The organism is Falsibacillus pallidus, from assembly GCF_050990905.1.
GTDB lineage: Bacteria > Bacillota > Bacilli > Bacillales > DSM-25281 > Falsibacillus > Falsibacillus pallidus_A.
Genome location: NZ_CP158866.1, coordinates 81,296 through 105,000, shown reverse-complemented (window position 1 = coordinate 105,000; position 23,705 = coordinate 81,296). Strand labels below are relative to the sequence as shown.

16 protein-coding genes, 9 tRNA genes and 4 rRNA genes (1 of these 29 cut by a window edge) are annotated in these 23,705 nt (G+C 47.4%); all 29 read right to left on the bottom strand.

Features of this window, described 5'->3' with window-relative positions; all coding sequences use genetic code 11:
• Nucleotides 1-1,292 (bottom strand): 16S ribosomal RNA (locus ABTV07_RS00550) (it extends 259 nt beyond the left edge of the window).
• Between the two features lie 184 nt (nt 1,293-1,476).
• Nucleotides 1,477-1,552: transfer RNA gene (locus tag ABTV07_RS00545), tRNA-Ala, on the bottom strand.
• Between the two features lie 16 nt (nt 1,553-1,568).
• A tRNA-Pro gene (locus ABTV07_RS00540) sits at nt 1,569-1,645 on the bottom strand.
• 29 nt (nt 1,646-1,674) lie between these two features.
• A tRNA-Arg gene (locus ABTV07_RS00535) sits at nt 1,675-1,751 on the bottom strand.
• Between the two features lie 16 nt (nt 1,752-1,767).
• Nucleotides 1,768-1,856: transfer RNA gene (locus ABTV07_RS00530), tRNA-Leu, on the bottom strand.
• Between the two features lie 9 nt (nt 1,857-1,865).
• A tRNA-Gly gene (locus tag ABTV07_RS00525) sits at nt 1,866-1,940 on the bottom strand.
• A 4-nt stretch (nt 1,941-1,944) separates the two neighbouring features.
• A tRNA-Leu gene (locus ABTV07_RS00520) sits at nt 1,945-2,026 on the bottom strand.
• Between the two features lie 3 nt (nt 2,027-2,029).
• A tRNA-Lys gene (locus ABTV07_RS00515) sits at nt 2,030-2,105 on the bottom strand.
• Between the two features lie 22 nt (nt 2,106-2,127).
• Nucleotides 2,128-2,203, bottom strand: a tRNA-Thr gene (locus tag ABTV07_RS00510).
• A 74-nt stretch (nt 2,204-2,277) separates the two neighbouring features.
• A tRNA-Val gene (locus ABTV07_RS00505) sits at nt 2,278-2,353 on the bottom strand.
• Between the two features lie 10 nt (nt 2,354-2,363).
• Nucleotides 2,364-2,479, bottom strand: a 5S ribosomal RNA gene (rrf, locus tag ABTV07_RS00500).
• Nucleotides 2,480-2,547: 68 nt separating this feature from the next.
• Nucleotides 2,548-5,482, bottom strand: a 23S ribosomal RNA gene (locus tag ABTV07_RS00495).
• 237 nt (nt 5,483-5,719) lie between these two features.
• A 16S ribosomal RNA gene (locus ABTV07_RS00490) occupies nt 5,720-7,270 on the bottom strand.
• Together the 16S, 23S and 5S rRNA genes with 9 tRNA genes alongside form the textbook arrangement of a ribosomal RNA operon.
• A 418-nt stretch (nt 7,271-7,688) precedes the next feature.
• Nucleotides 7,689-9,173, bottom strand: coding sequence for a lysine--tRNA ligase (lysS, locus tag ABTV07_RS00485; RefSeq protein ID WP_433746182.1), 1,485 nt, complete (start codon nt 9,171-9,173; stop codon nt 7,689-7,691).
• 210 nt (nt 9,174-9,383) lie between these two features.
• Nucleotides 9,384-10,376 (bottom strand): tRNA dihydrouridine synthase DusB, encoded by a 993-nt coding sequence (gene dusB / locus ABTV07_RS00480; RefSeq protein ID WP_433746179.1) that lies wholly within the window; start codon nt 10,374-10,376, stop codon nt 9,384-9,386.
• A 22-nt stretch (nt 10,377-10,398) separates the two neighbouring features.
• The gene (locus tag ABTV07_RS00475) at nt 10,399-10,617 is read right to left on the bottom strand and encodes a helix-turn-helix domain-containing protein (RefSeq protein WP_433746176.1); all 219 of its coding nucleotides are present in this window, start codon (nt 10,615-10,617) and stop codon (nt 10,399-10,401) included.
• Nucleotides 10,569-11,090, bottom strand: a complete 522-nt coding sequence (gene folK, locus ABTV07_RS00470; RefSeq protein WP_433746173.1) for a 2-amino-4-hydroxy-6-hydroxymethyldihydropteridine diphosphokinase — start codon at nt 11,088-11,090, stop codon at nt 10,569-10,571. Before folK ends, ABTV07_RS00475 begins: the two co-directional genes overlap by 49 nt.
• Nucleotide 11,091: 1 nt before the next feature.
• Nucleotides 11,092-11,451, bottom strand: coding sequence for a dihydroneopterin aldolase (folB, locus tag ABTV07_RS00465; RefSeq protein WP_433751014.1), 360 nt, complete (start codon nt 11,449-11,451; stop codon nt 11,092-11,094).
• Nucleotides 11,444-12,286: a dihydropteroate synthase gene (folP, locus tag ABTV07_RS00460; protein WP_433746170.1), complete on the bottom strand. Its 843-nt coding sequence runs from the start codon at nt 12,284-12,286 to the stop codon at nt 11,444-11,446. Before folP ends, folB begins: the two co-directional genes overlap by 8 nt.
• A gap of 15 nt (nt 12,287-12,301) precedes the next feature.
• On the bottom strand, nt 12,302-13,159 hold the full coding sequence (pabC, locus tag ABTV07_RS00455; protein WP_433746168.1) for an aminodeoxychorismate lyase: 858 nt from the start codon (nt 13,157-13,159) through the stop codon (nt 12,302-12,304).
• A 13-nt stretch (nt 13,160-13,172) separates the two neighbouring features.
• The gene (gene pabA, locus ABTV07_RS00450) at nt 13,173-13,760 is read right to left on the bottom strand and encodes an aminodeoxychorismate/anthranilate synthase component II (protein ID WP_433746165.1); all 588 of its coding nucleotides are present in this window, start codon (nt 13,758-13,760) and stop codon (nt 13,173-13,175) included.
• Complete coding sequence (locus ABTV07_RS00445; RefSeq protein ID WP_433746162.1) at nt 13,757-15,157, bottom strand: anthranilate synthase component I family protein; 1,401 nt, start codon at nt 15,155-15,157, stop codon at nt 13,757-13,759. The genes pabA and ABTV07_RS00445 overlap by 4 nt, the downstream gene beginning before the upstream one ends.
• A gap of 128 nt (nt 15,158-15,285) precedes the next feature.
• On the bottom strand, nt 15,286-16,215 hold the full coding sequence (cysK, locus tag ABTV07_RS00440; RefSeq protein ID WP_433746159.1) for a cysteine synthase A: 930 nt from the start codon (nt 16,213-16,215) through the stop codon (nt 15,286-15,288).
• A gap of 153 nt (nt 16,216-16,368) precedes the next feature.
• On the bottom strand, nt 16,369-17,280 hold the full coding sequence (locus ABTV07_RS00435; RefSeq protein ID WP_433746156.1) for a peptidyl-prolyl cis-trans isomerase: 912 nt from the start codon (nt 17,278-17,280) through the stop codon (nt 16,369-16,371).
• 19 nt (nt 17,281-17,299) lie between these two features.
• Nucleotides 17,300-18,178: an Hsp33 family molecular chaperone HslO gene (gene hslO, locus ABTV07_RS00430; RefSeq protein WP_433746153.1), complete on the bottom strand. Its 879-nt coding sequence runs from the start codon at nt 18,176-18,178 to the stop codon at nt 17,300-17,302.
• Nucleotides 18,179-18,200: 22 nt separating this feature from the next.
• Entirely contained in the window at nt 18,201-18,968 is a 768-nt protein-coding gene (locus tag ABTV07_RS00425) for a type III pantothenate kinase (protein WP_433751012.1), read from the bottom strand.
• A 585-nt stretch (nt 18,969-19,553) separates the two neighbouring features.
• A complete protein-coding gene (gene ftsH / locus ABTV07_RS00420) occupies nt 19,554-21,551 on the bottom strand; it encodes an ATP-dependent zinc metalloprotease FtsH (protein WP_433746150.1) in 1,998 nt (665 codons plus the stop codon).
• A gap of 136 nt (nt 21,552-21,687) precedes the next feature.
• Nucleotides 21,688-22,233, bottom strand: a complete 546-nt coding sequence (hpt, locus tag ABTV07_RS00415) for a hypoxanthine phosphoribosyltransferase (RefSeq protein ID WP_114746982.1) — start codon at nt 22,231-22,233, stop codon at nt 21,688-21,690.
• The gene (gene tilS, locus ABTV07_RS00410) at nt 22,230-23,654 is read right to left on the bottom strand and encodes a tRNA lysidine(34) synthetase TilS (protein ID WP_433746146.1); all 1,425 of its coding nucleotides are present in this window, start codon (nt 23,652-23,654) and stop codon (nt 22,230-22,232) included. Before tilS ends, hpt begins: the two co-directional genes overlap by 4 nt.
• Nucleotides 23,655-23,705 lie beyond the last annotated feature (51 nt).

Sequence of the window (23,705 nt, the reverse complement as noted above, 5' to 3'; positions counted from 1 at the left end):
GGGATTGGCTCGACTTTGCAGTTTTGCAGCCCTTTGTACCGTCCATTGTAGCACGTGTGTAGCCCAGGTCATAAGGGGCATGATGATTTGACGTCATCCCCACCTTCCTCCGGTTTGTCACCGGCAGTCACCTTAGAGTGCCCAACTGAATGCTGGCAACTAAGGTCAAGGGTTGCGCTCGTTGCGGGACTTAACCCAACATCTCACGACACGAGCTGACGACAACCATGCACCACCTGTCACTCTGTCCCCCGAAGGGGAACGCCCTATCTCTAGGGTTGTCAGAGGATGTCAAGACCTGGTAAGGTTCTTCGCGTTGCTTCGAATTAAACCACATGCTCCACCGCTTGTGCGGGCCCCCGTCAATTCCTTTGAGTTTCAGCCTTGCGGCCGTACTCCCCAGGCGGAGTGCTTAATGCGTTAGCTGCAGCACTAAAGGGCGGAAACCCTCTAACACTTAGCACTCATCGTTTACGGCGTGGACTACCAGGGTATCTAATCCTGTTTGCTCCCCACGCTTTCGCGCCTCAGCGTCAGTTACAGACCAAAGAGCCGCCTTCGCCACTGGTGTTCCTCCACATCTCTACGCATTTCACCGCTACACGTGGAATTCCGCTCTTCTCTTCTGCACTCAAGTTCCCCAGTTTCCAATGACCCTCCACGGTTGAGCCGTGGGCTTTCACATCAGACTTAAGGAACCGCCTGCGCGCGCTTTACGCCCAATAATTCCGGACAACGCTTGCCACCTACGTATTACCGCGGCTGCTGGCACGTAGTTAGCCGTGGCTTTCTGGTTAGGTACCGTCAAGGTGCGAGCAGTTACTCTCGCACTTGTTCTTCCCTAACAACAGAGTTTTACGATCCGAAAACCTTCTTCACTCACGCGGCGTTGCTCCGTCAGACTTTCGTCCATTGCGGAAGATTCCCTACTGCTGCCTCCCGTAGGAGTCTGGGCCGTGTCTCAGTCCCAGTGTGGCCGATCACCCTCTCAGGTCGGCTACGCATCGTGGCCTTGGTGAGCCGTTACCTCACCAACTAGCTAATGCGCCGCGGGCCCATCTGTAAGTGATAGCCGAAACCATCTTTCAGCCTTCCTCCAGGAGGAGGAAGGAATTATCCGGTATTAGCCCCGGTTTCCCGGAGTTATCCCAGTCTTACAGGCAGGTTGCCCACGTGTTACTCACCCGTCCGCCGCTGATATCAGGGAGCAAGCTCCCATCAATCCGCTCGACTTGCATGTATTAGGCACGCCGCCAGCGTTCGTCCTGAGCCAGGATCAAACTCTCCGAAAAATTGTTGGCTGAAAGCCACAATGTTTCAAGCTTGATTAGCTCGATTTTAAAACTTAAAATTTAACGTTGGCGTTTTGTTTTGTTCAGTTTTCAAAGATCAATTTGTGCCGTTGTCGTTTTTGGCGACTAGAACATCATATCATTTCTGAGTCGTTTGTGTCAACAACTTTTTTAAAATAATTTTTGGTGGAGCCTAGCGGGATCGAACCGCTGACCTCCTGCGTGCAAAGCAGGCGCTCTCCCAGCTGAGCTAAGGCCCCATGTTATAAGTAGAAATGGTCGGGAAGACAGGATTCGAACCTGCGACCCCTTGGTCCCAAACCAAGTGCTCTACCAAGCTGAGCTACTTCCCGGAATAATGAGATATTCAGAGTAAAAAATATGGCGCGCCCGACAGGAGTCGAACCCATAACCTTCTGATCCGTAGTCAGACGCTCTATCCAATTGAGCTACGGGCGCATATCTAAGTTGTAAATGGTGCCGAGGACCGGAATCGAACCGGTACGGTAGTCACCTACCGCAGGATTTTAAGTCCTGTGCGTCTGCCAGTTCCGCCACCCCGGCAAATATAATTGGAGCGGAAGACGGGATTCGAACCCGCGACCCCCACCTTGGCAAGGTGGTGTTCTACCACTGAACTACTTCCGCAGAATGCGGGTGAAGGGACTTGAACCCCCACGCCTTGCGGCGCCAGATCCTAAGTCTGGTGCGTCTGCCAATTCCGCCACACCCGCTAATGGTGAGCCATGAAGGACTCGAACCTTCGACCCTCTGATTAAAAGTCAGATGCTCTACCAACTGAGCTAATGGCTCTTACTATTAAAAAATAAAAAAGTGGTGCCGGCAAGAGGACTTGAACCCCCAACCTACTGATTACAAGTCAGTTGCTCTACCAGTTGAGCTACACCGGCAATGTAGAATAAGTATATTTAAGAATACTTTTATGGAAGATTATTTTACTTCGCTGCGCTTCGTAAAAAATCTATGGTGGAGGATGACGGGATCGAACCGCCGACCCCCTGCTTGTAAGGCAGGTGCTCTCCCAGCTGAGCTAATCCTCCATATATGTACGCCCGGCGACGTCCTACTCTTGCAGGGGGAAACCCCCAACTACCATTGGCGCTGAAGAGCTTAACTTCCGTGTTCGGTATGGGAACGGGTGTGGCCTCTTCGCCTTAATCACCGGACATATGAGAGTTTGTTCTCTCAAAACTAGATAAAGAGTAAGTGACTGTTAAACCGGAATCAACCAAATGTGGTTAAGTCCTCGATCGATTAGTATCCGTCAGCTGCACACGTCGCCGTGCTTCCACCTCGGACCTATCAACCTGATCATCTTTCAGGGATCTTACTAGCTTGACGCTATGGGAAATCTCATCTTGAGGGGGGCTTCATGCTTAGATGCTTTCAGCACTTATCCCTTCCGCACATAGCTACCCAGCGATGCCTTTGGCAAGACAACTGGTACACCAGCGGTGCGTCCATCCCGGTCCTCTCGTACTAAGGACAGCTCCTCTCAAATTTCCTGCGCCCACGACGGATAGGGACCGAACTGTCTCACGACGTTCTGAACCCAGCTCGCGTACCGCTTTAATGGGCGAACAGCCCAACCCTTGGGACCGACTACAGCCCCAGGATGCGATGAGCCGACATCGAGGTGCCAAACCTCCCCGTCGATGTGGACTCTTGGGGGAGATAAGCCTGTTATCCCCGGGGTAGCTTTTATCCGTTGAGCGATGGCCCTTCCATGCGGAACCACCGGATCACTAAGCCCGACTTTCGTCCCTGCTCGACTTGTAGGTCTCGCAGTCAAGCTCCCTTGTGCCTTTACACTCTACGAATGATTTCCAACCATTCTGAGGGAACCTTTGGGCGCCTCCGTTACCTTTTAGGAGGCGACCGCCCCAGTCAAACTGCCCACCTGACACTGTCTCCCGCCCCGATAAGGGGCGTGGGTTAGAATTTCAATACAGCCAGAGTAGTATCCCACCGATGCCTCCACCGAAGCTGGCGCTCCGGTTTCAACGGCTCCTACCTATCCTGTACAAGCTGTACCAAAATTCAATATCAGGCTACAGTAAAGCTCCACGGGGTCTTTCCGTCCTGTCGCGGGTAACCTGCATCTTCACAGGTACTATAATTTCACCGAGTCTCTCGTTGAGACAGTGCCCAGATCGTTACGCCTTTCGTGCGGGTCGGAACTTACCCGACAAGGAATTTCGCTACCTTAGGACCGTTATAGTTACGGCCGCCGTTTACTGGGGCTTCGGTTCAGAGCTTCGCTTGCGCTAACCCCTCTCCTTAACCTTCCAGCACCGGGCAGGCGTCAGCCCCTATACTTCGCCTTGCGGCTTCGCAGAGACCTGTGTTTTTGCTAAACAGTCGCCTGGGCCTATTCACTGCGGCTCTCTCGGGCTTGCACCCTACCAGAGCACCCCTTCTCCCGAAGTTACGGGGTCATTTTGCCGAGTTCCTTAACGAGAGTTCTCTCGCTCACCTTAGGATTCTCTCCTCGCCTACCTGTGTCGGTTTGCGGTACGGGCACCATTGATCTTGCTAGAGGCTTTTCTAGGCAGTGTGAAATCAGGAACTTCGGTACTAAATTTCCCTCGCTGTCACAGCTCAGCCTTATGATGACAAGGATTTGCCTCATCATCAGCCTTGCTGCTTAGACGCGCATATCCAACAGCGCGCTTACCCTATCCTTCTGCGTCCCCCCATTGCTCAAACGATCAAGAGGTGGTACAGGAATATCAACCTGTTATCCATCGCCTACGCCTTTCGGCCTCGGCTTAGGTCCCGACTAACCCTGAGCGGACGAGCCTTCCTCAGGAAACCTTAGGCATTCGGTGGATGGGATTCTCACCCATCTTTCGCTACTCATACCGGCATTCTCACTTCTAAGCGCTCCACCAGTCCTTACGGTCTAGCTTCAACGCCCTTAGAACGCTCTCCTACCACTGACACCAACGGTGTCAATCCACAGCTTCGGTGATACGTTTAGCCCCGGTACATTTTCGGCGCAGAGTCACTCGACCAGTGAGCTATTACGCACTCTTTAAATGGTGGCTGCTTCTAAGCCAACATCCTGGTTGTCTAAGCAACTCCACATCCTTTTCCACTTAACGTATACTTGGGGACCTTAGCTGGTGGTCTGGGCTGTTTCCCTTTCGACTACGGATCTTATCACTCGCAGTCTGACTCCCAACGATAAGTCTTTGGCATTCGGAGTTTGTCTGAATTCGGTAACCCGATGAGGGCCCCTAGTCCAAACAGTGCTCTACCTCCAAGACTCTTCCGTTGAGGCTAGCCCTAAAGCTATTTCGGAGAGAACCAGCTATCTCCAGGTTCGATTGGAATTTCTCCGCTACCCACACCTCATCCCCGCACTTTTCAACGTGCGTGGGTTCGGGCCTCCATCCAGTGTTACCTGGACTTCACCCTGGACATGGGTAGATCACCTGGTTTCGGGTCTACGACCACATACTCAAAACGCCCTATTCAGACTCGCTTTCGCTGCGGCTCCGCCTCATCAGCTTAACCTTGCATGTAATCGTAACTCGCCGGTTCATTCTACAAAAGGCACGCCATCACCCATTAACGGGCTCTGACTACTTGTAGGCACACGGTTTCAGGATCTCTTTCACTCCCCTTCCGGGGTGCTTTTCACCTTTCCCTCACGGTACTGGTTCACTATCGGTCACTAGGGAGTATTTAGCCTTGGGAGATGGTCCTCCCAGCTTCCGACGGGATTTCACGTGTCCCGCCGTACTCAGGATCCACTCTGGAGGGAACGAAGTTTCAACTACAGGATTTTTACCTTCTCTGATGGACCTTTCCAGATCTCTTCGTTTACTTCGTTCCTTTGTAACTCCGTATAGAGTGTCCTACAACCCCAAGAGGCAAGCCTCTTGGTTTGGGCTATGTCCCGTTTCGCTCGCCGCTACTCAGGGAATCGCGTTTGCTTTCTCTTCCTCCGGGTACTAAGATGTTTCAGTTCCCCGGGTCTGCCTTCCATACCCTATGTATTCAGGTAAAGATACTGTTCCATTACGAACAGTGGGTTCCCCCATTCGGAAATCTCCGGATCAAAGCTTACTTACAGCTCCCCGAAGCATATCGGTGTTAGTCCCGTCCTTCATCGGCTCCTAGTGCCAAGGCATCCACCGTGCGCCCTTTCTAACTTAACCTAATTGACAATAAAAATTGTCAGGTTTGATTTGCGTATGACTGAAAGTCATTCACCAAAAAAATTCTAAAGTGGCGATTCTCGGTTTATGTCACTTACTTACTTTATCTAGTTTTCAAAGAACAAGTCGACCAACCATCCAGCCATGCTGAAGATTGATCTCTCTATTTGTTTGATAGAATTGATCTATCAAAACTGAACAAAACAGAAACGGTCAACATCTTGTAAATATCCTTAGAAAGGAGGTGATCCAGCCGCACCTTCCGATACGGCTACCTTGTTACGACTTCACCCCAATCATCTGTCCCACCTTAGGCGGCTGGCTCCATAAAGGTTACCCCACCGACTTCGGGTGTTACAAACTCTCGTGGTGTGACGGGCGGTGTGTACAAGGCCCGGGAACGTATTCACCGCGGCATGCTGATCCGCGATTACTAGCGATTCCAGCTTCATGCAGGCGAGTTGCAGCCTGCAATCCGAACTGAGAACGGTTTTATGGGATTGGCTCGACTTTGCAGTTTTGCAGCCCTTTGTACCGTCCATTGTAGCACGTGTGTAGCCCAGGTCATAAGGGGCATGATGATTTGACGTCATCCCCACCTTCCTCCGGTTTGTCACCGGCAGTCACCTTAGAGTGCCCAACTGAATGCTGGCAACTAAGGTCAAGGGTTGCGCTCGTTGCGGGACTTAACCCAACATCTCACGACACGAGCTGACGACAACCATGCACCACCTGTCACTCTGTCCCCCGAAGGGGAACGCCCTATCTCTAGGGTTGTCAGAGGATGTCAAGACCTGGTAAGGTTCTTCGCGTTGCTTCGAATTAAACCACATGCTCCACCGCTTGTGCGGGCCCCCGTCAATTCCTTTGAGTTTCAGCCTTGCGGCCGTACTCCCCAGGCGGAGTGCTTAATGCGTTAGCTGCAGCACTAAAGGGCGGAAACCCTCTAACACTTAGCACTCATCGTTTACGGCGTGGACTACCAGGGTATCTAATCCTGTTTGCTCCCCACGCTTTCGCGCCTCAGCGTCAGTTACAGACCAAAGAGCCGCCTTCGCCACTGGTGTTCCTCCACATCTCTACGCATTTCACCGCTACACGTGGAATTCCGCTCTTCTCTTCTGCACTCAAGTTCCCCAGTTTCCAATGACCCTCCACGGTTGAGCCGTGGGCTTTCACATCAGACTTAAGGAACCGCCTGCGCGCGCTTTACGCCCAATAATTCCGGACAACGCTTGCCACCTACGTATTACCGCGGCTGCTGGCACGTAGTTAGCCGTGGCTTTCTGGTTAGGTACCGTCAAGGTGCGAGCAGTTACTCTCGCACTTGTTCTTCCCTAACAACAGAGTTTTACGATCCGAAAACCTTCTTCACTCACGCGGCGTTGCTCCGTCAGACTTTCGTCCATTGCGGAAGATTCCCTACTGCTGCCTCCCGTAGGAGTCTGGGCCGTGTCTCAGTCCCAGTGTGGCCGATCACCCTCTCAGGTCGGCTACGCATCGTGGCCTTGGTGAGCCGTTACCTCACCAACTAGCTAATGCGCCGCGGGCCCATCTGTAAGTGATAGCCGAAACCATCTTTCAGCCTTCCTCCAGGAGGAGGAAGGAATTATCCGGTATTAGCCCCGGTTTCCCGGAGTTATCCCAGTCTTACAGGCAGGTTGCCCACGTGTTACTCACCCGTCCGCCGCTGATATCAGGGAGCAAGCTCCCATCAATCCGCTCGACTTGCATGTATTAGGCACGCCGCCAGCGTTCGTCCTGAGCCAGGATCAAACTCTCCGAAAAATTGTTGGCTGAAAGCCACAATGTTTCAAGCTTGATTAGCTCGATTTTAAAACTTAAAATTTAACGTTGGCGTTTTGTTTTGTTCAGTTTTCAAAGATCAATTTGTGTCGTTGTCGTTTTTGGCGACTAGAACATCATATCATTTCTGAGTCGTTTGTGTCAACAACTTTTTTTAATTTCTTTTTTTGTTTCTTTTGTCGAAGCCGTTTGTATTGCGGCAACGAATAATAATATATCACCTTTCAAGAGGGCGTGCAATACTTTTTTAAAAACTTTTTACAAAAATATTATTCTCAAATAACAACGTTGTAATATTCGTCGTGATAATTATAAGCAGCTATTATTGATCCTCATAATAAAAGCCCCTCCCTTCTCCAATGGGATCTGGAGAAAGGAGGGGCCGAAAAGGCTAAAACAATTAGTCGCGATGCCTCATAAGCGGGAATAGCAGCACGTCGCGGATGGATGGGGAGTTAGTCAACAGCATGACAAGACGGTCGATGCCGATCCCAAGACCACCTGTAGGCGGCATACCATATTCAAGTGCTTCAATGAAGTCGTCGTCCATCATGTGAGCTTCGTCATTTCCTTGCTCACGCTCTTTTAATTGTGCCTCGAAGCGCTGACGCTGATCGATCGGGTCATTTAGCTCAGTGAAGGCATTTGCATGCTCCCTGGCTACGATGAACAATTCGAAGCGGTCAGTGAAGCGAGGATCTTCTTCATTTTTCTTAGCCAGCGGGGAAATTTCCACTGGGTGTCCGTAAATGAATGTTGGCTGGATCAATTTTTCTTCTACTTTTTGCTCAAAGAATTCATTGACGATATGGCCATATGTCATAGTGTCCTTGATTTCGATGCCGTGTTCTTTAGCTAAAGCACGTGCTTCATCATCGGACATTTCTTTCCACATATCAACGCCAACGTATTCTTTGATGGCGTCTACCATGTGAAGTCTGCGCCATTCAGGCTCAAGATTCACTTCGTAGTCTCCATATTGGACGGTCGTTGTGCCAAGCACTTCTTTCGCAATATGTGCAACAAGGTTTTCAGTGAGCTTCATGATATCTTTATAGTCCGCATACGCTTCATATAATTCGATCATCGTGAACTCAGGATTGTGGCGAGTGGATACTCCTTCGTTGCGGAATACTCGGCCGATTTCATAGACTTTTTCCAGACCGCCGACAATCAGGCGCTTCAGGTGAAGTTCAATCGCGATACGCATGAACAAAGGCATGTCCAAAGCATTATGGTGGGTCGTGAATGGACGAGCAGACGCTCCTCCAGCGATTGAATGCATCATTGGTGTTTCCACTTCGAGGTAGCCATGGTTGTCCAAGTATCTGCGCATCGATTGGATGATCAAGCTGCGAGCGATGAATGTTTTCTTGCTCTCATCGCTTGTGATGAGATCCAAGTAGCGCTGACGGTAGCGCTGTTCAACATCTTTCAGGCCATGGAACTTATCAGGAAGCGGACGCAGGGCTTTCGTTAAGAAAGTAAATTCTTTCGCTTTTACAGAAAGTTCCCCCACCTGTGTTTTAAATACTGTACCAGTGATTCCGATAAGGTCTCCTAGATCCACTGTATTATAAATTTCATACGCTTCTTCGCCGATGGCGTCTTTGCGTACATAGATTTGGATTTGTCCCTGCAGGTCCTGGAGATGGGCAAAGCCCGCTTTCCCTTTCCCGCGTTTTGTCATGACGCGGCCCGCGATGGTTACTTCTATCTCTTTGCCTTCTAATTCTTCTTTTGTCAAAGAATCATATTCTGCTTTGATTTCTTCAGATGTGTGCGTACGTTCGAAGCGTTTCCCGAATGGATCCATTCCTTTTTCACGCATGGAGCCCATTTTCTCGAGGCGCACTTTCAACTGGTCGTTTAATTCTTCGCTCATTGCTTTATTCACTCCTACTATATTTAGTAAAGGCCATAGACCGTTTTTCTATTTAATACTCTATTATTGTACACAATCTCCTACAATCAGACATCCTTTTCGTATCAAAAAAAGGAGATATGTAAAAAGGGGCGACTCCAAGACCCGCTCTATCCACTTTGGATAAGATCGGTCTTTGATTTGAGTCAGCCCCTTTCTCAAGAGGTTGCGTCAACCAGCTTGAATATTTTTCGCTTCCTGCTCTTCAACCAGGTTCATCAGCAGCGACACATAGCCCTCACGGCTTTCGCATTCGTTGATGGCATTGCGGACTTTTGCATGTCCCTTGATGCCTTTCAAATACCATGCCGCATGTTTTCTCATTTCTCTCACTGCTATGTGTTCACTTTTCAACGCGATCAAACGGTCGAGGTGAAGAATGCATACATTGATTTTTTCGCGAACAGACGGCTCATCCACCAATTTCCCTGTTTCCAGATACTTGACCGTACGATAGATCATCCATGGGTTGCCAAGCGCCGCGCGGCCGATCATGACACCATCGACACCCGTTTCGTCAAGCATGCGTTTGGCATCTTGGGGTGTTTGGACATCTCCGTTCCCGATCAAAGGAATGCTAATGTTTTTCTTCACTTCTTTAATGATGTCCCAGTCCGCGTTTCCTTCATACAGTTGCACGCGCGTGCGGCCATGAAGGGAAACGGCTTTTCCGCCCGCTCTTTCTACTGCCTGCGCGTTTTGTATTGCATAGACATGGTCTTCATCCCAACCTGAGCGCATTTTCACTGTGACAGGTTTGTCGACTGCGTCAACGACGGAAGCCACCATTTCATAGATTTTGTCAGGGTCAAGAAGCCACTTGGCTCCTGCATCACATTTCGTGATTTTCGGAACTGGACACCCCATATTGATATCGATGATGTCTGCTGTTGTGTTTTTATCGACGAACTTCGCCGCTTCTACAAGCGTTTCTTTTTCCCCGCCAAAAATTTGCAGGCTTAGAGGTTTTTCACGCTCATCGATGTACAGCATGTTCAACGTTTTGGCATTTTGCAAAACGATCCCTTTATCGCTGATCATCTCTGCACAGACCAAGCCGGCACCGAATTCTTTAACGGTCAGACGGAAGGCAGAGTTGCAGATGCCCGCCATCGGCGCAAGGACGACTTGGTTCTTCATTTCGATGTCTCCAATTTTCAGCACGGAAGAGCACCTCCTTCCTATATTAATCTTGCATATCTTGAGGAGGGGTCAACTCCTCTATCGTTATACCAAGGATTTTAGCCACTCCCAGAAGCAGTTCTTCTGAAGGCTGCCGATTGCCTCTTTCTATTTCTCCTAATAAAGATACAGAAACGCCAAGGTCTTTTGCCAGCCCTTCCTGTGTGTATCCTTTTAGTTTTCTAAAAGCCCGAATACGTCTTCCCCATTTGTCTGCTTCCATAACCGAACTCCTTCTTTATCAGGTATTTCGTTCAGAACTTGAGTGAACGGGGCACCATTCCGCAAAGGCTCAGGATTGATTTCCAGTAAAGGGATCAATACAAATGCCCTCTCAGCCATGCGGGGGTGAGGGATAATAAGCTTCTCTGTTTCAATATTTTCGTTATTATACAATAAAATGTCAAGGTCTATTGTCCGAGGCCCCCACTTGATGTCCCTTTTTCTTCCAAGTTCTAATTCTGTCTCTAAGCATGCCGACAATAATTGTTCTGCTGTCAGGGAGGTTTCCACTTGAATGGCCATATTCAAAAAATTTCCTTGATCCGTGTAGCCCACAGGGTCTGTTTCATAAATGGATGAAATTTTTTCAACACGGATCTCCGGATGGACGTGCAAAGAATGAATGGCTTTTTGCAGGTAGGCTTCCCTGGCGCCTATATTGGATCCCAATGATAAATATGCTTGATTGGTCATGTTATCTTCCTCTTACGATTTCTACAGCAACCGATTTATAATGGCCGGGAATGGGTGGATCCGGCTTGATGACTGTCAAGGCGACTGTTTGGATTTTCGGGAAGGTGGCCAGGATCTTTCCGGCGATTTTTTCCGCTACGGTTTCAACCAATTTACACGGATCCCCTTCCACAATCTCTTTGCAAGTATTATAAAGATCTGCGTAATTGACGCTTTCCTCGAGATCATCCGTTTCTCCGGCTTTCCTGAGGTCAAGTCCAACTGTCAGGTCGACCCGGAAACGCTGCCCTAGCTTCGTTTCTTCCGGAAATACACCATGGTAGCCATAAAACTCCATATCATGAACATGAATTTTATCCATTTGCATTGAATTCACCCTTTCCCAGCATGGCATCCATCATGGCTGCCGTTCTGCTGATTTCTTTTACATCATGAACCCTTACAATATCGCAGCCTTTTTGAATGCCGAAGCAGACAGTGGCCGCCGTACCTTCCAGACGCTCTTCAACCGGGAGATCCAGCACCTGGCCGATCATCGACTTTCGCGATGTCCCGAGCAGTACGGGGTAGCCCATCTCGCACAGTTTATCCAGGTCGCGCATCATTTGGAGATTTTCAGTAAGATCTTTGGCAAACCCGATTCCCGGATCCAAAATAATTTGATCATCCTTGATCCCTGCTCTTTTTGCCATAGCGATGCTTTCAAAGAGATCGTATTGGACGTCTCGGAAAAAGGAAGAGTAGTTCCGGTCATCCCGATTATGCATCAAGATGACGGGTACACCGTGTTCAGCACCGACACGAAGGATTTCCGGCTCTTTTTTCCCGCCCCATACGTCGTTGATGATATGGGCTCCGGCTTCCACAGCCATTTTTGCCGTTTTTGCCTTATACGTATCGATGGAGATGGGAAGGTTCACTTCCTTTGCTATCGCCTTGATGACAGGTACGACCCTTTCAATCTCTGCGTCCTCCGGAACATATTCATGTCCGGGCCTGGTCGATTCCCCGCCGATATCAATAATATCAGCCCCTGCTTCAGCCATTTCCTTTGCGTGGGCAACTGCTTTTTCAACCGCGCTGTACTTTCCCCCATCCGAGAAGGAATCCGGCGTGACATTAAGGATGCCCATGATATAAGTCTTTTTGGAAAAGTCCAATGTATATGGTCCACACTTCATGATTTGCTTTTTCATCGATGTCCTCCTATTTCAAAGGTCTGTCCTGCTCCACAATGATGCTGAATGAATCATATATCTTTCATACAGCCGGCGGGCAATCTCCCCATCCTTACCCGGGTAGGGATGCCCGTCCACTTTGCGGGCAGGGATGATTTCCTGAATGGAATTGGTGAAAAAAACTTCATCTGCCAGAAGAAGTTCTTCATAGCCAAACAACCCTTCTTCAACTTCTATCCCCAGCTTGCAGGCAAGGGCCAATATAAATTCCCGGGTGACGCCGTTTAAGATGCCCGTTTCAAGGGACGGGGTGAAAAGCTTTCCTTCTTTCACCCAGAACAAATTGCTTGTGATTCCTTCTGCCAGCCAGCCTTCCTTTGTCAAAAAGATCCCTTCGAAGTTTCTGTCCGGTCCCAGCTCCCGCTTAGCAGCCACATTATTGAAATAATGATGGGACTTCAGCCTCTCGCCGGTTTCAGGAGTATTGCGGCGCAGTTTGAGAACTTTCCCTTCCTTTTCATTCAATGGCTGGATTGCCGGCAGTTCCTTTTGAAAGATAATGATCTCCGGTCTGGTGTAAGGCTCTGTCTGGAGTCCAATGTCCCCGACGCCTGCAGAAACATTAAAGCGGATGTAGGAATCGGAAAGCCCATTGGCATCAGAGAGATTTTCCAATTCCATCAGAATGGATTCTTTTCGCACCGGCCACTCAATATTCAACGCTTTCAGCCCTTTTTTGAGCCTCTTTAGATGGTCATCCAAAAGAAAGGGATGTCCATCATACGTACGAAATGTTTCGAATACACCCAGGCCATACATAAAGCCGTGGTCAAAAGGAGAAATGCTCAAGTCTTCTTTTTTAACGATTTTTCCATTATGGGATGCGTACATCAGTAAGCCTTCCTTATACGGTGATAGTTTCTTTTTTGTAAGCAGCAAAGAAATTTCGGAGAAGCATTTTGCCTTCTTCCGTCATGATTGATTCAGGATGGAACTGCACCCCTTCAATCGGGAATTCCTTATGGCGGATGCCCATGATTTCCCCTTCTTCCGTCCACGATGTGATCTCGAGGCAGTCAGGCAATGTTTCTTTCTCCACAATCAAGGAATGATATCTTGTCGCTGAAAAGGGATTTTTTAAGGATTGATAGACCGCTTTTCCATCATGGTGGATTTCAGAGGTCTTTCCATGCATCAGCCGTTTGGCACGGATGACCTTTCCTCCAAAAACCTGTGCGATGGATTGATGCCCCAGACAGACGCCGAAGATCGGTATCTTTCCGGCAAAATATCGAATGGCCTCCATGCTGATCCCTGCCTCATCCGGACTGCATGGCCCAGGTGAGATCATAAGATAGCTGGGAGCCAGCTTTTCTATTTCTTCAATTGTTATTTTATCATTTCTTCTGACAATTATCTGTTCCCCAAGTTCACCGATATATTGAACAAGATTAAACGTAAATGAATCGTAGTTATCAATCATGAGGATCATTTCATTTCACCTGCCGCTTCGATTGCCCTCCATAAGGCTGCTGCTTTTTTAAGAGATTCTTTATATTCGTACTTAGGGTTGGAATCAATGACAATTCCAGCACCTGCTTGGATATGAGCCTGTCCATCCTTCACCAGCATCGTCCGGATGACGATATTAAACTCCATGTCGCCATTAAAGCCAATCCATCCGATCGATCCGGTATATAGGCCCCTTTTGACTGGTTCGAGCTCTTCTATGATTTCCATGGTCCTGATCTTCGGCGCCCCTGTGATCGTTCCCCCGGGAAACACCGCTTTTATCAAGTCAACGCCATTGTATTCGTTATTCATTTTTCCACGGACATTGGAAACGATGTGCATGACATGTGAGTATTTCTCTATCACCATGAACTCATCCACATGGACAGATCCGTAGTCGCACACTTTCCCCAGGTCATTCCGCTCCAAGTCGACAAGCATGACATGTTCGGCCCGCTCTTTTTCATTTTCAATGAGTTCCGAAGCAAGCCTTGCATCCTCTTCATCATCCTTCCCCCTTGATCGTGTACCTGCTATAGGTCTTGTGGAGACATCAAGGCCAGATTTTTTCACCAAGAGTTCAGGGGAAGCAGATACGATATCAAATTCAGGCGTATGGATAAAGGACATATATGGAGAAGGATTCAGCTGCCTCAAGATGCTGTATACCTCAAATGGATGCAGATTCAACTCAATCGACTGCCGAACAGACAGGTTCACTTGGAATACGTCGCCGCTTCCAATGTATTCGCGAATGGATTCCACTGCATGGTTAAATTGATCTTCGTCCATCGACACAGACCGGTCATCGGCCTGCATGCCGTGCGAGGCAATGATAGATGCAGCCTCATTTTCAGTACTGCCGCAGGAGAGCCACCGTTCAAGCTCTGCTTTTACTCCAGGGGAGCTTCCTTCTTCACAGAGCTCCATTACCCATATCTGATTTTCCTGATGGTCAAATACAACCCATTCATTGAAAGCAAGGAAATAAATGTCCGGCATCCCCAGATCATCTACAGCCTTTTCGCCGATATCTTCAATGTAGCGGACATAATCATAGCTGATATAACCGATGACACCGCCTTGAAAGTCGGGTATTCCCTCTTCTTTAGGCACTTGGCGTTCTTTCATCCAATCGCCAAGTAGTTCCAACGGGTCTCCTGGCAGAAAAGCTGCAGCACTGTCTTCCATTATTTCCAATCCATTATTTTTCGCTGTCAGCTTTGCAAAAGGATGAAGACCGGCAAAACTATATCTGCCCCCTCTGCCGCTCTCAAGGAGAACATGGGTAGGGCAATCTTTTGAAAGTGTAGAGTAACCTTGGAAAAAAAGCTCTTTGCTGCACGGCGCTTTTTCATAATAAAGCTTGTCCTTCATCTATGGCGCACGCTCCTTCTCATTGTCTATGACTACATCATACAGGATGAACGGGTTCCTGATACAGAAAAATTGAGCACCATAAAAAAAAGACAGATCACAATGACCTGCCCTTTTAGCATCTCTCTTTATTCCTCATCAAATTGATACAGCGGCGTGCTCAGGTAGCGCTCTCCATTACTTGGGATGACCGCAAGCACTTTTTTGCCTTTCCCAAGCTTCTTAGCAACTTCCAATGCGGCGTAGATGGCAGCACCTGAGGAGATCCCGCCTAAAATTCCTTCTTCTTTTGCTGCACGGCGCGCATATTCAAAAGAATTTTCCGTTCCTACTTTGATGACTTCGTCGTAAACCTCTGTATTAAGGATATCCGGAACAAATCCAGCGCCAAGACCTTGAATTTTATGAGGGCCCGGCTTCCCGCCTGAAAGGATAGGGGAATCTTCAGGTTCGATTGCATAGATGCGGATATTTGGATAAGTTTCCTTCAATACTTTTCCCGCACCTGTAATCGTTCCGCCTGTACCGATGCCCGCTACGAATGCATCCAACTGATCGCCCATCTGTTCGACGATTTCTTTTCCTGTCGTTCTTTGGTGGACTTCAGGATTCGCTTCGTTCTTGAATTGCTGAGGCATGAAATAGCCTTTTTCATTCACAAGCTCTTCTGCCTTGGCAATAGCACCCTTCATCCCTTCTGGACCAGGAGTCAATTCAAGCTCCGCACCATATGCCCGGAGGAGGTTCCGGCGCTCCATGCTCATCGTTTCCGGCATGACCAGTACTGCTCTATATCCTTTTGAAGCAGCTACCATCGCAAGCCCGATCCCGGTATTTCCGCTCGTAGGCTCAACAATCGTATCTCCTGGAGTTAATTTGCCCGCTTTTTCTGCCGCTTCAATCATGGCAAGAGCAATTCGATCTTTCACGCTGCTGCCCGGGTTCATATACTCCAATTTCAAATATACATCCGCTGAATTTTCATCGGCCAGCCTGTTCAGTTTCACAATGGGGGTTTGACCGATCAGGTCTGTAATAGAATTTGCAATTCGTGCCATTGTCCTCACTCCTAATACCGAGTATTTTTATTGGTTTTAATAAAATTTACCAAATCGTTTACAATGCTGTCAATGAATATGCTTCTGCCTTCAGTCTATTGTATGTAGGCGAAAATATTTTAAGCAGTAAAAAACGGCTAATCGCTTAGCCGTTTAGTTATTGTGTTCATCCGGGCCACCGTAAAACCATTTCACTTTTGCTTCTTTCCAGAAATTTTCCGGATTCATCGGATTTTCAATATGCTCCAAGGCAATCTGCCTGCGGATTTGATCCTTCACATCTTGATATTCATAGGTTGTACCCGGTACTTTTTCCTTGAGCAAAAGAATGGCGTAGCCCTTTTTATTATATGGAATCGGTTTGCTCCATTCATTTTCTTTAAGGGACTTGGCCGTTTCTAAAAACTGCGCAGGATATTCTTCTGATTGCTCAGAGATATATCCGATATCCCCGCCTTGTGGAGCGGATTCCGCATCAATGGAACGCTCCATGGCCAATACATCAAAATGGGAGCCGTCCTTTAATTCCTGCTCGGTTTTCTCCGCCTCTTCCTTAGTCGGGGAGACGATCATGGAGATCCTATAGGCATCCGGGAGATCATAAAGGTCTTTATTACGTTCATAATATCGCTTCATATCATCTTCGGATACTGATACATCCTTTGTAACCAATTCCTCCAGAAGCAAATTGGTCTGGATCTCCCTCTTTAATTGCTCTTCATTCATCACGTTCTCATGGTCCATTGGATTCAGGACGCTTTTGTACATTTTGACTTCTTGTTCAATTTCCTTTTCAGGGGCTTTGACTCCATATTTATCTGCCATCTGTTTGACGACCTTTTCATCAATCAGATCTCTCAGGACACTTTTCCCATATCTTTGATCGAGTTCGTGAAGCCAGTCTTCACGGCTGATTGAAGTGCCTCCGATTGTAGCAACCGTCTCTTGTTTTTCTGCCATAGCAGCTGGTACAGAAGAATGTTGTTTGGCTATAAAAAAGACAAGTGTGGCAATGTTTGTAATGAGGAGGACCCCAATGGCAAACCATAGCTGTTTTTTACCCAAAACCTTCGCCCCTTATCGTTTACTTCGCTGCTTCAAGTAAAGCTTCCAATTCCTCTTTGGAAAAATGATAGGTTTCATTACAGAAATGGCATTGGGCTTCACCTTGTCCATCTGTCTGAATCATATCTTCAATTTCCTCTTTGCCCAGGCTGACGATAGCATCAGCAAAACGCTCTTTGGAGCAGCGGCATTTAAATTGGACCGGCATCGTACTTAGGAACTTCACATTCCCTTTACCTAATAGTTCTTCCAGGATTTCTTCAGGAGTCAATCCTCTTTGAATGAGTTTGGAAATGGGGTCAATTGTTTTCAAACGATTTTCGATTTCATCAATCGTCTCATCTTCAGCACCCGGCATCAATTGGATGATGAAACCGCCTGAAGCAAGAATGGTATTGTCCGGATTGACAAGGACTCCTACTCCCACTGAAGAAGGAATCTGTTCTGAAGAAACGAAATAATACGTGAAATCTTCTCCTAATTCTCCGGATACAATCGGGACCTGTCCCGTGAAGAAGTCTTTCAGTCCAAGATCCTTCACAACCGTCATAAATCCGTCTGTTCCGACTGCACGGCGTACATCCAATTTCCCGTGTTCATTCAAATCGAAATGAACTTGTGGGTTGCTGACATATCCACGTACGTCCCCTTTTGCATCACTGTCCACGAGAATAGCGCCAATCGGTCCGCCGCCTTCGATTTTAACTGTCAGTTTATCTTCACCTTTAAGCATGGAGCCCATCATGACACCTGCAGTCATGGCACGGCCAAGAGCTGCTGATGCAGTCGGCCATGTTTGATGGCGCCTCTGCGCTTCTCCCACTAATTCTGTTGAACGTACTCCGAACGCACGGACTTGTCCATCATAGGCTAAAGCTCTAACTAAATAATCACTCACTTCAGTCACCTTCTCATATGTTTTATGCTTTGTTGCGTTTATAAATCAATCGCAGTCCTTTCAATGTCAGGAATGGGTCCACGACATCAATGACTTTTGACTCTTTGTCGATCAAAGTGGCAAGTCCTCCTGTTGCAATGACAGTCGGCTCTTTGCTGCTCTGTGCTTTCATACGGTTGACGATACCTTCAACTTGCCCTACATATCCGTACAATATCCCAGACTGCATGGCCGAAACCGTATTTTTCCCTATTATATCATCTGGCCTAGCAATCTCGATCCTCGGCAGTTTCGCCGCCTTGGAATACAGTGCTTCTGTAGAAATGCTGATCCCGGGAGCAATCGCACCTCCCATGTACTGTTTATCTTCGTTGATATAGCAATAGGTCGTTGCAGTCCCGAAGTCCACTATGATAAGCGGGCTTCCATACTCATGAATCCCGGCAACCGCATTTACGATGCGGTCAGCACCTACCTCACGGGGGTTGTCGTATTTAATATTTAAACCGGTCTTTATTCCAGGTCCAACAATCAATGGCTTTATTTGAAAATATTTATGGCACATTCTCTCGAGGGAGAACATGATAGGCGGCACCACGGAAGAAATAATGATGCCATCGAAGGCTTGAAAGGATAAACCTACATGCTCAAGCAGCGTCTTGATGACCATCCCGTATTCATCTTCCGTCTTATGGCGGTTCGTTTCCACCCGCCAATGATACTTCAATTCTTCCTGGTCATATACACCCAATACAATATTGGTATTCCCTACATCCAAAACAAAAATCAACATTTTCACCTACTAAAAATTCATTCACTACCATTAACAAAGCTATCATACCATAAGGGGAAAGAAAAGCGGAAGCGCCTTGCAAGCCCCGACCAGCATAAGACGGAACTCGAAGGAAATCCTAATTTCCGTAGAGGTACGGCTTATGACTCGAGGGGCTAGGCGCTGAAGCTGGATCATAAGAAAAGCGGAAGCGCCTGCTCAGAGGCGCCGAGGTTGGACTGAAGCACCACGAGATAAAGGAAACACGGTGAACGAAGTGAACCGATGTTGACTTATCGTAAGTGTGCTGAAGGAAACCTCCCAGCCTCTAGGCGCTGAAGCTGAATCAAGAAAAGCGGAAGCGCCTGCTCAGAGGCGCCGAGGTTGGACTGAAGCACCACGAGATAAAGGAAACACGGTGAACGAAGTGAACCGATGTTGACTTATCGTAAGTGTGCTGAAGGAAACCTCCCAGCCTCTAGGCGCTGAAGCTGAATCAAGAAAAGCGGAAGCGCCTGCTCAGAGGCGCCGAGGTTGGAGTTCAGCACCAGAACTCATACATGAATAAAAAATGCCGCAGCTTATTAAGCCGCGGCATTCATCTTATAATTCTCTGTTTGGATCGTTATCATCTGAAGAAAGTGGACCTTCCACAGAATCGCTCGGGTTAGAGCCATTCAAAGTGTCTTCCTTCTTCTTTTGAATATTCACTTTCACGTCGCCATTGTCGATGCGCTTCACTTCGTCTTTATCCAAGGAAACTGCTTCGCTTCTGTCAGGAAGTGATCCATGGTCAACCAAGTGTTTGATTTGCTGTGCATCAAGCGTTTCCACTTCCAATAGAGTATTGGCTACCAATTCCAGCTTATCTCTATTTTCAGTAAGGATTTTCTTAGCGCGTGCATAGCACTCTTTAATGATGCGCTGGATCTCAAGATCAATTTCGTATGCGATGGCATCAGAATAGTTTTGGTCATTCTGAAGATCTCTGCCAAGGAATACTTGACCTCCTTGAGCCTGGCCGAACTGCAATGGTCCAAGTTTATCACTCATCCCAAATTCAGTAACCATTCTGCGGGCAATGCCTGTTGCACGCTGGAAGTCATTATGGGCTCCTGTCGATACTTCACCGAATGTAATCTCTTCAGCTACACGGCCTCCAAGCAATCCAGTGATTTTATCAAGAAGCTCCGGCTTGGTCATGAAATAGCGATCTTCTTTTGGAAGCATTACTGCATATCCACCCGCTTGGCCGCGAGGAACGATCGTTACCTTATGCACCATTTCAGCTTCATCAAGGACAATGCCGATAATGGTGTGTCCGCCTTCATGGAAAGCAACAATTTTTCTTTCTTTTTGAGAAATGACCTTGCTCTTCTTCGCAGGACCTGCAATGACGCGGTCTGTCGCTTCGTCGATATCGGTCATATCAATTTTCTTTTTATCCTGGCGGGCTGCAACGAGGGCAGCTTCATTCAAGAGGTTCTCAAGGTCTGCACCTGAGAAGCCAGGCGTCCTCATAGCGATTGCCTTCAAGTCCACCTTATCTGAAAGCGGCTTATTTCGGGCATGTACATGAAGTACTGCTTCACGTCCTTTAACATCCGGACGGTCAACCGTGATCTGTCTATCAAAACGTCCAGGACGTAGAAGGGCTGGATCCAGGATATCAGGTCTGTTAGTTGCAGCGATGATGATGATGCCCTCATTGGCACCGAAACCATCCATTTCAACAAGGAGCTGATTCAGCGTCTGTTCACGTTCATCATGTCCGCCGCCTAGTCCTGCACCACGCTGGCGTCCTACAGCATCGATTTCATCAATGAAAATGATGCAAGGAGCGTTCTTTTTAGCATTTTCAAAAAGGTCGCGTACACGGGATGCACCGACCCCTACAAACATCTCAACAAAGTCTGAACCACTGATAGAGAAGAATGGAACCCCAGCTTCGCCTGCAACAGCTCTTGCAAGAAGGGTTTTACCAGTTCCCGGAGGTCCTACAAGCAGGACGCCTTTAGGAATTCGTGCCCCAAGTTCAGAGAATTTGCGTGGATCTTTAAGGAATTCAACGACCTCAACGAGCTCTTGCTTTTCCTCATCTGCACCAGCAACATCTTTGAATCGAACTTTTTTCTTTTCTTCACTGTAAAGCCTTGCTTTGCTTTTCCCAAAGTTCATAACTCGGCTTCCGCCGCCTTGAGCCTGGTTCAGCAAGAAGAAGAAAAGAATGAAGATGATGACAAATGGAATGATCGTTGTAAAGAAGGAAACCCATCCACTCGTTTCCTTCGCAGGAAGGACTTTCACGTCGGAGTTTGCTGATGCTTTATCAATCCGATCGAGTAGTGTCTGGCTGTTCATTACATATGTAAGGAACTGTTGGCCCTCTTTATAATCCTTTAATTGCCCTCTTACTTCATAAACGCCTCTTTCAGGCTGTATGGAGACATTTTCGACATCCCCTTTTTCAAGGTGGGATACGAAGTCGCCATAGGATATATTCTTTGTAGGTGCATTATTGTTGTTGAAGTAGCTGACCACACCAATAATCACCAGAAATACTAGCAAATAAAATATCGTGTTTCGAAAAATCCGGTTCATCCCTTACCTCCTCCCGCGGGTAAACAAACTACAATCAATAGTATCATAGAAAATCATGGTATTCCAACAATTTGCATTATTGTGAAACCGCTTCGATTGCCTTGCTTTTCCACAGTATTTTCATTATAGGATTTACTTACTCGCCTTTGTTATACACTTCAGGCTTCAAAATACCGATATAAGGAAGATTGCGGTATCTTTCAGCGTAGTCCAGTCCATATCCGACAACGAATTCGTCAGGGACGATGAAACCTACATAATCAGCATGGATGTCAGATTTGCGCCCAGTCGGCTTATCAAGTAGTGTAACGATTTTAATGGATTTTGCTTTGCGGTATTTAAATAATTCCACTAGGTAGCTGAGTGTCAAGCCGCTGTCGATGATATCTTCTATGATTAGAATATCTCTACCCTCAACTTTAGTATTTAAATCCTTCAAAATCTTCACTTCGCCTGTGGATACCATGGAGTTCCCATAGCTTGAAACATCCATGAAGTCCATTTCCAAATGGGTATCAATGCGTTTTAAAAGGTCTGACATAAATGGCATTGCGCCTTTTAGAACACCGATGGCAAGCGGAAAGCGATCTTGGTATTCTTCAGTCAACTGGGAAGCGATTTCCCGGATTTTGCCTTGAATTTCTTCTTCAGTGATTAAAACTTTCTCGATTTCATTTCTCATGAATTAAATGGCCCCCTAGAAGATGTTTGCGAATAAAAATGTAAAATCAATAACGGTTTATCAGCTGCTGGTTCAATATCATATTTTGACTTTTTGATCCCCGGCATCCATAAGATCTCGCCTGACTGGTCTGTGACGATTGGCCAGGAGTCCCTTAAGCGGGCAGGGATTTTACAGTCAATGAATATATCTTTCACTTTCTTGGTCCCGTTCAGCCCTTTTACCGCTATCCTGTCTCCATCGCGCCGTGTACGGACGATCAAAGGCAGGTTCAGCATGGTTGTGTCGAGACAGATGGAACTGTTCCCATTCTTACGCGGCAGGGAATCGCTGCTCCCAGCTATAATGGCGGAACCATTCGGGAGTGTGATTTCTCCTGGCACCGGCAGTTCAATTTCATATGGATCTGCCGAGGCTGACTGCCTGAATGTAAAACAGCAATGATTATAAGATCGAATCACCTTCAGATGATGCGGAAAATCCAGCTGTCCGGATACATTGGAACCGCTTTTTAAAAGCTGCTGGACTGCATCGATATGTACAGCCGAAATCGAGGATGGAAGCTCCTCGTAAAGATAGTTTAATATTAGTTGAATCCCTCTTCTTTGTAAAGGCAAAGGCATTTGGTGAAACCTTGTGATTTCAAATGAAATTTGATCCTGATGCTTATTCCATAACTTATTCATTTCTGCCCTTGTTAATTCCTGCAGGAAATCCTCATCTTCCCTTAATTCTTCTCCAAAACGCTGAAATTGTTCATGGAACTGTGGATTTTCCTCGCGCAGGGCAGGCAAAACCCTATGCCTGAATCGATTGCGGGTGTAATCATCCTTTTCATTACTGGGATCTCTGCGCGGATTCAATTCATAAAACCGGCAATATTCTTCTATTTCATTTTTATTGAGGCATAGAAGCGGCCTGATGATCTTCCCGCTTCCAAAAGGCCTTTGCACAGGAATTCCCGCCCTGCTTTTTCCCAAAGCACCCCTTGTGAGCCTCATAAGAATGGTTTCGGTTTGATCATCCCCATGATGCCCTGTAGCGATGGCAGTATATCCCTTGTCTTGAAGTGTTTCTTCAAAGAATAGATAGCGGTGATATCTCGCTGTCTCCTGCATCCCTTTTCCCTCTTCGTCCATTCTCGCTTTGATGTCTATTGAAGCAGCCTCGCAAGGAATGCCCAAGGCGGCGCAGAACCCTTCCATAAAGAGGACATCTTCATGCGATTCCTTGCCTCGCAGCATATGGTCAACCGTGATGCAGGCTAGTTCTATTCCATAAAGCGAGGTTCTCCGGGATAGAAAATGAAGAAGAGAAAGAGAATCCGGACCACCTGAAGCAGCAACCATGATCCTGTCTCCTTTTTCAACCAAACCGTGCCTTTCAATAAAGGCGGATACTTTTCTCTCGTACGCAAGCATAAACATCTGTCCCTATCCAATTTGTACACAATGTGTATTTCCAACTAGTTT

Bases quoted from the DNA above. Each gene is read 5' to 3' on its own strand.
- lysS (WP_433746182.1), bottom strand. From the start codon at position 9,173: ATGAGCGAAGAATTAAACGACCAGTTGAAAGTGCGCCTCGAGAAAATG.
- ABTV07_RS00475 (WP_433746176.1), bottom strand. From the start codon at position 10,617: ATGGAAGCAGACAAATGGGGAAGACGTATTCGGGCTTTTAGAAAACTA.
- folK (WP_433746173.1), bottom strand. From the start codon at position 11,090: ATGACCAATCAAGCATATTTATCATTGGGATCCAATATAGGCGCCAGG.
- folB (WP_433751014.1), bottom strand. From the start codon at position 11,451: ATGGATAAAATTCATGTTCATGATATGGAGTTTTATGGCTACCATGGT.
- folP (WP_433746170.1), bottom strand. From the start codon at position 12,286: ATGAAAAAGCAAATCATGAAGTGTGGACCATATACATTGGACTTTTCC.
- pabC (WP_433746168.1), bottom strand. From the start codon at position 13,159: ATGTACGCATCCCATAATGGAAAAATCGTTAAAAAAGAAGACTTGAGC.
- pabA (WP_433746165.1), bottom strand. From the start codon at position 13,760: ATGATCCTCATGATTGATAACTACGATTCATTTACGTTTAATCTTGTT.
- ABTV07_RS00445 (WP_433746162.1), bottom strand. From the start codon at position 15,157: ATGAAGGACAAGCTTTATTATGAAAAAGCGCCGTGCAGCAAAGAGCTT.
- cysK (WP_433746159.1), bottom strand. From the start codon at position 16,215: ATGGCACGAATTGCAAATTCTATTACAGACCTGATCGGTCAAACCCCC.
- ftsH (WP_433746150.1), bottom strand. From the start codon at position 21,551: ATGAACCGGATTTTTCGAAACACGATATTTTATTTGCTAGTATTTCTG.
- hpt (WP_114746982.1), bottom strand. From the start codon at position 22,233: ATGAGAAATGAAATCGAGAAAGTTTTAATCACTGAAGAAGAAATTCAA.
- tilS (WP_433746146.1), bottom strand. From the start codon at position 23,654: ATGCTTGCGTACGAGAGAAAAGTATCCGCCTTTATTGAAAGGCACGGT.